The organism is Desulfobacterales bacterium (assembly GCA_030066985.1).
Classification (GTDB): domain Bacteria; phylum Desulfobacterota; class Desulfobacteria; order Desulfobacterales; family JAHEIW01; genus JAHEIW01.
The window spans coordinates 91,701-101,565 of sequence record JASJAN010000017.1; the positions used below are offsets into that span (position 1 = coordinate 91,701).

Annotated in this window: 11 protein-coding genes; 4 read left to right on the plus strand and 7 right to left on the minus strand. The window is 49.6% G+C overall.

Translation table 11 applies throughout. The features are described 5' to 3' along the window. Window positions 1–36: 36 nt before the first annotated feature. Window positions 37–810, plus strand: a complete 774-nt coding sequence (gene yaaA / locus QNJ26_10065) for a peroxide stress protein YaaA (GenBank protein ID MDJ0985879.1) — start codon at window positions 37–39, stop codon at window positions 808–810. A gap of 85 nt (window positions 811–895) precedes the next feature. Here the strand turns inward: yaaA and QNJ26_10070 are convergent, their stop codons facing one another. Next, window positions 896–1,189 carry a sigma factor-like helix-turn-helix DNA-binding protein gene (locus QNJ26_10070; GenBank protein MDJ0985880.1) on the minus strand — a complete coding sequence of 98 codons (294 nt, stop codon included), beginning with the start codon at window positions 1,187–1,189 and terminating at the stop codon, window positions 896–898. Window positions 1,190–1,478: 289 nt separating this feature from the next. Here QNJ26_10070 and QNJ26_10075 point away from each other — a divergent pair, with 289 nt between their 5' ends. Beyond that, window positions 1,479–2,348, plus strand: coding sequence for a polyphosphate kinase 2 family protein (locus tag QNJ26_10075; protein ID MDJ0985881.1), 870 nt, complete (start codon window positions 1,479–1,481; stop codon window positions 2,346–2,348). Window positions 2,349–2,446: 98 nt separating this feature from the next. Further along, complete coding sequence (locus tag QNJ26_10080) at window positions 2,447–3,373, plus strand: hypothetical protein (GenBank protein MDJ0985882.1); 927 nt, start codon at window positions 2,447–2,449, stop codon at window positions 3,371–3,373. A 300-nt stretch (window positions 3,374–3,673) separates the two neighbouring features. Here QNJ26_10080 and QNJ26_10085 read toward each other — a convergent pair whose 3' ends face one another. From QNJ26_10085 to QNJ26_10105, 5 genes are all read right to left on the minus strand, one after another. Beyond that, complete coding sequence (locus tag QNJ26_10085) at window positions 3,674–4,612, minus strand: DMT family transporter (protein MDJ0985883.1); 939 nt, start codon at window positions 4,610–4,612, stop codon at window positions 3,674–3,676. After that, complete coding sequence (locus tag QNJ26_10090) at window positions 4,613–5,428, minus strand: alpha/beta fold hydrolase (GenBank protein ID MDJ0985884.1); 816 nt, start codon at window positions 5,426–5,428, stop codon at window positions 4,613–4,615. Window positions 5,429–5,596: 168 nt separating this feature from the next. After that, window positions 5,597–6,109, minus strand: coding sequence for a GNAT family N-acetyltransferase (locus tag QNJ26_10095; protein ID MDJ0985885.1), 513 nt, complete (start codon window positions 6,107–6,109; stop codon window positions 5,597–5,599). A gap of 147 nt (window positions 6,110–6,256) precedes the next feature. Beyond that, on the minus strand, window positions 6,257–6,550 hold the full coding sequence (locus QNJ26_10100) for a GIY-YIG nuclease family protein (protein MDJ0985886.1): 294 nt from the start codon (window positions 6,548–6,550) through the stop codon (window positions 6,257–6,259). Between the two features lie 153 nt (window positions 6,551–6,703). Next, complete coding sequence (locus tag QNJ26_10105) at window positions 6,704–7,195, minus strand: peptidylprolyl isomerase (protein ID MDJ0985887.1); 492 nt, start codon at window positions 7,193–7,195, stop codon at window positions 6,704–6,706. 166 nt (window positions 7,196–7,361) lie between these two features. Between QNJ26_10105 and QNJ26_10110 the strand changes: the two genes are divergently transcribed. Continuing rightward, a complete protein-coding gene (locus QNJ26_10110) occupies window positions 7,362–8,948 on the plus strand; it encodes a peptide chain release factor 3 (protein ID MDJ0985888.1) in 1,587 nt (528 codons plus the stop codon). A gap of 170 nt (window positions 8,949–9,118) precedes the next feature. Here QNJ26_10110 and QNJ26_10115 read toward each other — a convergent pair whose 3' ends face one another. Then, window positions 9,119–9,604 (minus strand): ferritin family protein, encoded by a 486-nt coding sequence (locus QNJ26_10115; GenBank protein ID MDJ0985889.1) that lies wholly within the window; start codon window positions 9,602–9,604, stop codon window positions 9,119–9,121. Window positions 9,605–9,865: the final 261 nt, after the last annotated feature.

Genomic DNA, 9,865 nt, shown 5'->3' on the forward strand with positions numbered 1-9,865 from the left:
ATTTTAAAACAGGTCTGAGAGGAGAATCCGTATCAAATGATTGCGGTATTGAACTCATCGAAAACGCTGCAGATGCAGTCGCCCCCCAGTAAAATTAAGTACTCGCTTCCGGAATATGCTGACGAAAGTGCTGCGCTGGTAAAGGTGCTGCGCAAACTTTCCGTTTCAGAACTGGCAGCGCTAATGAAGATCAGTGACAAATTAGCCGTCTTAAACGCGGATCGTTATCGAAACTGGAAGGTGCGCCCCAATTCTACCCAAGCCAAACCGTCTCTGATGGCGTTTAAAGGCGATGTTTATGAGGCCATGAACGTTGACTCCTACACGGTTGAGGCGTGGGATTTTGCGCAGCGGCATCTGCGCATACTGTCCGGTCTGTATGGCATCCTGCGCCCGCTGGATTTGATCCAACCCTACCGCCTCGAAATGGCCACCCAACTGCCCACCCGCAGCGGTAAAAACCTGTATGAATTCTGGGGTGACAAAATTCATCAGTCTCTGCAGACCGCACTTGCAAAAGAAAAGTCCGGCGTATTGATTAATCTGGCTTCTCTGGAATATTTCAAAACCATCAAAGCCGATCGATTGAATGCTGAAGTGATCACGCCGGTGTTTAAGGAACAGCGGGGTTCGACCTATCGGGTGGTGGCGATCTATGCCAAAAAAGCCAGAGGCTGGATGTGCGATTTTATTATTCGGAACCGCCTGGTAAAGCCGAAAGATCTGAAGTCTTTCAACCTGGATGGTTACCGTTTTCAGCCAAAACTGTCTGCCGACACAGAATGGGTCTTTGTCCGTAAAGCCAAATAACGGTGGACCCGTCTTCGCTCTGTCGAGCTACGCCGGGACAAGCCGCCGGGGCAAGCAGAGGTCAGAGGACAGGTAGTCGCCTGCGTTAGTCCTCGTCCTTATTCCAGGCGAGTTCGGGATGATGCATGATGCGCAATGCCTGATCTTCCCACTGTTGGACTTTCAGCAATTCTTCGCCTAGCTCAGCAGCCACCTCTTCAACAGTCATCTCGCGGCCATCGATCAGCCCCAACCGCATTTCCAGCACCCGACGCTGCATCTCATCCATCGAATCCAGAATGGCCGTCAGCTTTTTTTTGACTTGCTGGGTGTATAAGCTATCAACCGTATCCGGATTCATACTCGGCTTGATGCCGCCGCAGAACGAAGAACTTCGCATGTCTATCCCCTTCTGAATCTCATATGGGTGTTGCTCTCTGATATAAATATCGGCTAAAAGCGCGTCAAACTTGAGTTCATTCAATGAGCTTCGAAGATCGAGGATCACTTGTGCTACGGTGGTTGACTTGGCGAAAGCCCCTGTGCTACAAGCGGAATAATCAAACAGCGTACGCATGCGCAACCCGGAGGTCTTTATGGTATGAAACCAAAACCCCGTATCTCAAAATGAGAAGCGGGGTTTTTTAATGCCTATTAGGGGTTGTCCAATCATCATCAGGGAGGTGCAGATGTTTAAAGCGGCGGCGAGTCCCTACTTGATCAGTGACGATGGCAAATTTCGCGTTCAAGACGCAGCAACTGCGCCACCCGCGGATTCACCGGGCAAAAAAAAGTGCAAGCAGTGGCTTGAAAATTGTATTGATGAGATTTCTGATTTGCAGCGCATGCTGTATGCCCAGGATCGTTACGCCATCCTGCTGATTTTTCAAGCCATGGATGCGGCCGGCAAGGACGGCACCATCCGGGCCGTGATGAGCGGCATCAACCCGGCCGGATGCCAGGTGTTTTCATTCAAACAACCGTCGCGCGAAGAGCTGGACCATGATTTTTTGTGGCGAACCGCCAAGCGCCTGCCGGAACGCGGCCGGATCGGTATTTTTAATCGCAGTTATTACGAAGAGGTACTGGTGGTCAAGGTGCACCCGGAATATCTCAAAGCCCAAAAGCTTCCTGCTGACGTTGACCTGAAAAAAATCTGGCAGCAGCGCTATGCGTCCATCCACGATCACGAAAAGCACCTGGCACACAATGGAACTGTCATTTTGAAATTTTGGCTGAATGTATCCTTAGAGGAGCAACGCCGGCGATTTCTGGCGCGCATCGACGAGCCCAGTAAAAACTGGAAATTTTCCGCCGGTGACGTGAACGAACGACAGCTTTGGCAAGATTACATGTCTGCTTATGAAACAGCCATCAATGCCACTTCGCGGTCCTATGCGCCCTGGTATGCTATCCCGGCCGATGACAAGCCGTTTATGCGCCTGAGTGTTGCTGACATCATCATTCAAAATCTGAAAACGTTAAAATTATCGTATCCAGCTGTAGACGCCAAGGAAAAGGCAAAGTTTGCACAGATGCGGGCGATGCTATCAGAATAAGACTGACCCGCAGACGCCAGCTCTAAAACTCATTTGCAATGAAAAACGCCGATGCAAATATTTAGACCTTTTTCAAAATCTTACAAAGGCAGGAAATTATGCCACAGCAGCTAAACCTGTTTTCCAAAGGCACCGCTGAAAAATTTGCTGGCCCAGCCTATGATCCGCTGGCTGACCCGGCCACCGAGGCCAATGCAGTCGATGAAATGTTTGCGGCCGACAGCCGTTACCGCAGCAGCCGTGAATTTAGCCGCCTGCTCAATTTTATCGCCCGCCTGCCGCAGTATTCGGCTTTCAATGGTTTTTTATTGTACAATCAGAACCCGGCGCTTTCCCATGTGGCTACGGCACGCACCTGGGCACGCAAGTTCGGCCGGCATCTAAAATATAACGCGCGCCCGCTGGTGATCCTGGCACCCATGGGCCCGGTGCGATTTGTCTACGATCTAAACGACACCGAAGGTGACCCGGTTTTAGCTGAACGGATGAAATCGGTTGCGGCTGCCCAAAAGTTATCAAATCGCATTATCGAAAACACGATTAATAACTGCGCACTGCATGGCATCATCGTACGCGAGGTTGCCGAAAATGGTCATCGCCGCGATGCGGCCTTACGCATGACACCGTCTACCAGAAAGAATTTCCGTCATTTGAACCTGACAAAAGACGCTCGCTATCTGGTCATACTCGATCCGGCCGATAGACCGGAGACAAAATATGCCCGGCTAACCCTTGAACTGGGTCATATTTTTTGCGGACACCTGGGAATCGACAAAAACGCCTGGTGGTCTGAGCGCGATCATCTGAGCGCAACCCAGGAGGAGATTGAAGCTGAATCAGTGGCCTATTTAATCTGCCAGCGCAAGGGCCTGGCACGCAGCGCAGAAAAATTCCTGCCGGACTATCGCATAGCCGATCAACAGATACCGGTTTTTAGTTTGAATGCGATTTTGCAGGCGGTTAACTACATTGAGACGATGGGGCGGTCGCGGTGGCGGAAGGCCAAGAAAAGCGGAAAATATTAGTCCAGCTTCACAAAACTTCGTATAAACGAGCGGTCGGTTTAAGTCCAGTTAGGTTTATAAATAAAAAAATTTCCAAGCATCAATTCACAAATAACAAACAAATCCCAATGACCAAAATTCAAAAGTGCAAATGTTTTGAACATTTTAAAATTGATACTTGTGATTTGTTTGGCCTGCGACGAGCTCAGGCCGAGTCGTCATTTGGTGCTTGTAATTTGGAATTTTATTAATTGCCATAGAAAATTTAAGCGACTTTTCATTTATAATGGACGCTGTCGAATATCGCACCAAGGACAACGGTCAGGTGGTCTGAGGTTGGCGGATCCAGCCCCAGAAGGCTTCCACAGCCACCGACGCACAGATAACCAAAATTGCCAGAACCTGCCAGGTGGTTAAACCCTGACCCAAGAATACCACCGCCAGACAGGCGGCAATCACCGGCTTGAGAAAAAACAGGTAACTGCCGCGGGTGATGTCCGGCACGGCTGCCAGCCCGCCAATCCACAGAAACTGCGCGATGGTGGTGTTCCAAAACCCCAGCGTCAGCAGCGCTGCTAACTGGCTGGGCTCCCGATTGAAAAGCGTGGCCGGGTTGACCCAAATTTTCCAGAATATTCCGACAACAAACCACAATCCGACGGCGCCCATGAACATCGTAATGGCCGTAATTCGCAGGGCGCCATATCGGCCGATAATGGGTCTGACCATTACGGTATAGGCAGCCAAAACCGCCGCACAGCCCATGGCCATCATCACGCCGATAAAATTTTCACCGACACCGGCCAGTTTGGCCAGATAACCGTCGGTGATCAGCAACGCCACCCCAAGCATGGCACAGGCACCGCTGATGATTTTGGGGCCGCTGAAAGGCTGTTTGTTCAGCCACAAATTCGCCAGACCCACGAAAATGGGAATGGTGGTCACCATGGTGGCCACTTGGGGTACGGTGGCAAAATCCAACGACCAGTGGAAAAGAAGGTACCCTAAAGACACGCCCATTGCTGACAACCCTACCAGCCGCAAGCCGTCTTCGCGAAAGGGCTCCAGCAGATTACGCGAATTTGGAAAAATAAGCGCCAGCACGATCAATCCGAAGCCACCCAGCAAAAAGCGCCAGACTGAAAGCTCCGGCCCTTCTATGCAGCAAAGCACCGAAAAAAATTCACTGGAAGCATGCCCGCACACTCCTAAAAATACCGCCAGATATGCCAACCCTGCGTATTTATGCCAGACGCCCATTTATAAGATCTCCTTTGCAAATGTTAATAACGCCTCTCCCAGCGCCTCGGGCTGCTCGCTGGGGATCAGGTGGCCGGCAGCGGGCATGTCGATGCGGCGCCCGTCCGGTATCCTGGCAAACAGTGTCTCAACAACGTCTTTTTCAAGAAACACATGATCCTGCAAACCGGTAATGACCAGGGTCGGCAAGGTAAGCTGTTCGTATGGGATGTTCCAATCAGCGTTGCGGCCGGCCTCCGATAATAATTTATAATGACCGCTGGTGGGTTCCAGAGCTTTGTAATTCGCATCGGTCTGCAGAAAATCGGGTCGGTTTTTTTGCAGCCAGCCTTCGTTCATCAGCAACGGTAAAAACAAATCGCGGAACAAAGGCAAGCCGCCGACTTCTACCGCGCGCACCAGCGCATCGCCAATCCATTTTAAACGCGGGCCCTCACGGCGCAGGGTGTTGATCAGAACCAAGCCGATCGCTTGGCTGCCTGCCAGCCAAACCCGACTGGCAAACAAGCCGCCGATGGAAAGGCCTACCAGAATCGGCCTGACCGGTGAAACCGCCGCCAGTAATTTGACGGCATCGGCAACGATTTGCTTCTCGCTGAGCTCGGTAACGGGCGCAAACGGGCTGTTGGTCTGGCCCTGCATGTTGTATACCAGAGTGCCATGACCGGCATCGCGCAGCACCGGGCATATGACACCCTCCCAGGCGGCAGTGTCACCGGTCAGGGCATTAAAGAAAACGAAAGTGGCGGCGGCATCTGTGGGCGCATGGTGCTCGTAGTACAGACCGGATTGCGGGCTCAGTTCCAACACTGGCATATCAGCCTCCTTTGCGTATCATTTTACGCCTACTGATAGTTTAGTAATTAGCCGCCGAGTATGACAAAATGAACCTAAAAATGTCAAGAATTCAGTTCGCAGAGCGGATCTTGATCGGAAATACGGGAATTGTTGATGCGGATACGTTTTAAAACGAATTGAGGGGCTTCAAGTGGCGATCAGGCTGGTATCGATCCACCCGTAAGCGACAGTGTCCAGTAATTCACCGGCAAAAGGCAGGCGTTTTTTGCGCAGATACATGCCGTTTAATCTTTCATAGAATCGACGGCAAGGATTGTGCTCGAGCACCCATACGAACATCGAATTGATGTCACAGCGGTTGAAAGCGGTTGCCAGCGCCAATACCAGGTGAGTGCCGATACCCTGTCGCTGAAACTTTTTCAGCACATACAATGCGTAAATTTCACCTTTGTAAATGTCATCATCCTGGCGCGCATAACCACCGCTGATAAAGCCGATGACCTCACCGGCTTCTTCAGCAACAAAGTTGAAGACGCGTTTGCTCTGGGCTTCATTTACAAACCCGTTTTCCATCTCGCGGGACGACATGGCATATAAATAGCCGAAAGGGACCAAACCCAGATAGGTATCCTTCCAGGTCTGTACATATACATGCGCCATGGCATGCGCATCGGCTTTGCGTGCGGGACGAATCAGCATTCAGTTTCTCCTGAGTATTGATCTATTTAATATAATACCGATTCTAAATGTTCAAAGACACGGTTTAAATCAGAGGACAGTGGATGGAAGTCCGGATATGAATTGCAGTGGGGGGGTTAGATTGGCCGCCAAGGCTGTAGGTGGTATTCAAGGCTTGCTGCCAGAAAGTATAGCTTGAAGGCCGACGCCGGTTTTGACAAGGGCTTCTTTTTTTTGTTTCGGCAAACGCTTGATGTTGCGTTCAACTTTTAGCGCCAGATCCCTTCGGCCAACCGGTTGTTGGAAAACCAGGGTTAGAGGACCACGCCCACGTAAATACTTTGCGCCAGTGTTTTTCTGATGATCGACAAATCTACGCTCAACATCTGTGGCGATGCCGGTATACAGACTCCCATACCGGCATCGGATTATGTAAACATACCATTCATCTGTTTTTTGCATGAAAATTAATGCAAGGATGTTTTTTCATTTTTAAGAAACGTTTTTTCACCACAGAAACACGAAGTTGACGAAGAGAAAAAATTTGGTTTTCGTTCTTTTTGATCCTCGCGCATTGGTGCCTATGTGGCCAGTATTTGTTTCAACGCTGCTTCATCAGTCACTGTCCGAAGAGCAATGGCAGCCGGAACCGCACCCTGCCGGTTGCTGGGTCGGAGAACTGTTGATGCCCACAACCTCAATTTCAAACGTCAGTTTTTTGCCCGCCAAAGGATGGTTAAGGTCAACCACCACTTTTTCATCATCGGCCTCAACAACTTGAGCCGGAACTTGCTGGCCTTCAGGTGAGGAAAGGGCAACAGTTTGACCGACTTCGACCTCCATTTCAGCCGGGATTTCTGCTCGCTTAAACGAGTGGGTGAGGCTATCATCCCTGTTCCCGTAAGCCTCATCGGGTTCGAGGGAGAAAACCTTTTTTTCTTTCAAGGCCATGCCCATCAGGGCTTTTTCAAAGCCGGTAATAATCTGGCCGGCACCCATTTCAACCTCCATGGGATGCCGACCTTCGCTGGTATCAAACACCTCTCCGTTATCCAACGTTCCCTTGTAGTGTACGCTGACGAAATGACCGGTATCGACTGTATCCATTCGAATCTCCTTTGGTACTATGTTTGCATTAATAACCTTTTAGAGTAATTACGAAAACAGGTGAGTCAAGTCTGCCGCAAAACATTGTCTTTACAATTCGGATTTACATTGATACAGTGCGCGGCTTAAATTTTAAATACCACATATACGTGTAAAAATATAGCTTATGAAACACTATCATCAAAAAGAAATCGATCGCCGCCGGACCTTCGGCATCATCAGCCATCCGGATGCCGGTAAAACCACGCTGACCGAAAAACTGCTTCTTTTCGGTGGCGCGATCCAGCAGGCCGGTGCGGTAAAGGCCCGCAAAGCGGCCCGACATGCAACCAGTGACTGGATGACCATTGAAAAAGAACGCGGCATCTCGGTGACCACTTCCGTAATGAAATTTAATTACAGGGATTTTGAAATTAACCTTCTCGATACGCCGGGCCACCAGGATTTTTCCGAGGACACCTACCGAGTCTTAACAGCCGTCGACAGCAGCCTGATGGTGATCGACAATGCCAAGGGGGTTGAGCCTCAGACCGAAAAGCTGATGGAAGTCTGCCGCATGCGCAATACCCCGATTATGACCTTTATCAACAAACTGGACCGCGAGGGACTGACGCCGGTTGACATCCTGGATGATATTGAGAACAAACTGCAGATCGAATGTACCCCGCTTTCTTGGCCGATCGGAATGGGCAAACGTTTTAAAGGTGTTTATAACCTGTATCGCAAACAATTGCATCTGTTCAGGCCCGGCGATGACACCCTGGGGCAGGAAGGGATTATTATTGAAGATCTGGCCGATAGCACCTTGGATAAATATTTGGGACGCCAGGCTGATGAACTGCGCTCCGATATTGAACTGATCGAAGGTGCTGTTGATCCGTTTGAGATTGACCACTATCTGAAAGGAAACCAAACGCCGGTCTTTTTTGGAAGCGCGATAAATAATTTCGGTGTCAAAGAGATGTTGGATGCCTTTGTGGAGATGGCACCTCACCCGGGATCCCGTGTGGCGCTGTCGCGCGAGGTTTCGCCATATGAAAAACCCTTTTCAGGTTTTGCGTTTAAGATACAGGCCAACATGAACCCGGCCCACCGAGATCGCATTGCGTTTGTCCGTATCTGCTCGGGAAAATTCCACCGCGGTATGAAAGTGGTCCACCACCGCCTGGGAAAAGAAGTTACACTGGCGAACGCCACCATCTTTATGGCTCAGGAACGGGAAAATGTGGTAGAGGCGTTTCCCGGGGATATCATCGGCATCCACAATCATGGGACCATAAAAATTGGAGACACTTTCAGTGAGAAAGAAGTGCTGAAATTCGGCGGTATTCCGAATTTTGCGCCTGAACATTTCAGACGTATCCGGCTGCAAAATCCATTGAAGGCCAAACATCTTCGCAAAGGATTGAAACAGCTGTCAGAAGAAGGCGCCATTCAGGTCTTTCGGCCGGTTACCGGCAGCGACATCATTCTGGGTGCGGTTGGTGTTCTGCAGTTTGATGTGACAATGGCCCGGCTTAAGTCCGAATACGGTGTTGAAGCCGTTTACGAGCCTGTAGAAATAGCAGCGGCCCGCTGGATCGCCTGTGAAGATCGCAAAAAAATGGCTGAATTTGAGAAAAACAACAGCCTCCATTTAGCCGTTGATGCCGAAGGGCATCTATCCCTGCTGGCAGCAAGTGAGTGGCGCCTGGGCCATTGTATGGAACAATGGCCACAGATCGATTTTTTTAAAACACGCGATATGAATTGATCTGATTGAAAGAGAAAAAGGGGCTCACACAAAGACACAAGGGCGCCAAGTTTAAAAAACATATTGGCCACCATGGCACTAAGTCACACAGATAAGAGATATTAGGTTCAAAAGGATGAAAGGCTTATAGATTGTGGATCGGAATTGTAGCTTGCGCAATTAAGCAACTGTTAGTCGTCGGCAACCGGCACTTTGGTTCTGTCAGTTAATAGCTCATGAAGCTTCTGGATATGGTTATTTTCTTCGGCAATTATTTTTGTCACATAATGCAGCGTGTTGTTATCTTCAATGAAAGGAATCAGGGTCTCGTAAAAAAGGACCGTATCCTTTTCAAATTCGATGAAGATCCGTATTAAATCTTCAATACGGTCAATTTCAGAGAAAATGACCTCCCGGTGGGAAAAACTCTTGTCCCCCAGCAAACCGCCAAACACCTTGCGGCTCATTTCTTCCATAAAAGGATTAATGGATCGCGATTCGATTTCCTGTTTTAATTCTGTAAACCAGCGGATATGTTTGACTTCCTCTTCTGCCATCCACAGGAGCAACTCGCGGATATCACTGTTTGAAGCCTGATCAGCAGCTTCGCGGTAGACGGCTTCACCGTTTTCTTCCAGCTGTATGGCCAAATCCAATATTTCGCGCGCAGTGAACATTAAGAACCTCTTCTCTTCTCATGATTGACTTGACTGACAAGTTTGTATCAACAGAAGCAATAGAAAGCAATGAAAACCTTTAGGCCAGGGCAGTTGAAACCCCGCTCTCCCGGAGGGAGGCGGGGTTTTTGTTTTCACCTGGTTGATTTAGCGTTAACTGTTATTGGTCGGGCAGCATCCGCCTCCCGCTGAAACATTTTGGGTCAGGCGCAGCAGCTCTTTGTCATAAATGGTTACCTTTGACAATGCCCGGGCGTTATT